1 protein-coding gene is annotated in these 1,404 nt (G+C 71.7%); it reads left to right on the top strand.

The window, feature by feature from the left end:
* Window positions 1–546: 546 nt before the first annotated feature.
* Window positions 547–1,404, top strand: an 858-nt coding sequence (locus tag ABZW32_RS39930; RefSeq protein WP_356225839.1) for a mechanosensitive ion channel domain-containing protein, incomplete at its 3' end; no start/stop codon positions are given.

The following is a 1,404-nucleotide window of genomic DNA, read 5'->3' as shown; positions in this document are numbered from 1 at the left end:
CTCGGCGAAGGGGCCTGACCCCTGCGCGCCCCCTGCGCGCACCCTCCGACGACGCCCGGTGCGGGGCCGTTTCCCGAAGCGGCCCCGCACCGCCGTGTCCGCCCACCCGCAAGCCCGGTGAGACCGCGGGGGACAGGGAACCGGAACCGGCCCGCATCGAAGGGCGGTTCGCGGGCATACGCCCGCCATGGAAGCGATTCGGCACATCGAAACGCACTTACCCCTCGCATCCCTCTCCGGCGCCCCGCCCGGCCCGGTCTGGCTGCACCTGCTCCTGATCGCGTTCGCGGTCGGCATCCTCATCACGAGCCTCAGGCGACACCACTAGACACATCCGCGCAGGGGCAGTTCACCGCGCCCTGCGCGATCGCCGATGGGCCGTCGGCCCTGAGGGCGAACCCCGCTCCCGCGGCGGTGAGTACGGACGGCCACCGGCCCCACGGCCCCGCCGACCCCTCGCAGCGAACGCACACACCCACCCCGTGTCGGCCCAGCCCATCGGGGCAGGCGGATGAGGTCCGTGCCGTCTGCATCCACCGAGGAGATATGAACAGCGCCCTTCGCCTGCTGACCGTACTCGGGGGCTCGATTCTGCTCACCGCCGTCGTCGGATGGGTCATCGACGTGCTGCTGCGCCGCGCCGACGCGCGGCACCCCGAAACACCCCTGTGGAACTCCCTGCGCCGCTGCCGCACCGCCCTGCAGATCGTGCTGCTCGCAGCGCTGCTCAGGGCGGCGTACCGGCAGACGGTGTGGAGGCTCCTCCAGGACCACGAGGAGGCCGTGGGCCGCGCCCTGTCCCTGGCCCTGATCGGTGCGGGAGCCTGGCTCATCGTGGGCATGACCTCCGCCACCGTCGAATCCGGCTACGCGCGCTACGCGACCGGCACCCGGGACCCGGCCCGGGTCCGCAGGGTCCGCACCCAGGTGACCCTGATCATGCGGGTCGTGACCGCCGTCGTCGGCGTCGTCGCGGTCGCGGCGATGCTCCTGACCTTCCCCAGCTTCCGTGCGCTCGGCACCTCCGTGCTGGCCTCCGCCGGCATCATCGGGATCGTCGCCGGCGTCGCCGCCCAGTCGACGCTGGGCAACCTCTTCGCCGGGTTCCAGATCGCCTTTGGCGACATGGTGCGCATCGGGGACACCGTCGTGGTCGCCAATGAATGGGGAGTGGTCGAGGAGATCACCCTGACCTTCCTCGCGGTGCGGACCTGGGACGAGCGCCGCATCACGATGCCCGTCTCCTACTTCACCACCCGCCCCTTCGAGAACTGGTCGCGCGGCGGCGCGCAGATGACCGGCACGGTGTTCCTCCATTGCGACCACAGCGCCCCCGTGGACCTCATACGCGACAAGGTGCGCGAGATCCTGGACCACTGCCCGCAGTGGGACGGCCGGGGCTGG

Origin of the sequence: Streptomyces sp. NPDC004667 (assembly GCF_040609475.1) — a bacterium.
Lineage (GTDB): Bacteria > Actinomycetota > Actinomycetes > Streptomycetales > Streptomycetaceae > Streptomyces.
This window is presented reverse-complemented; position numbering and strand designations above follow the sequence as displayed.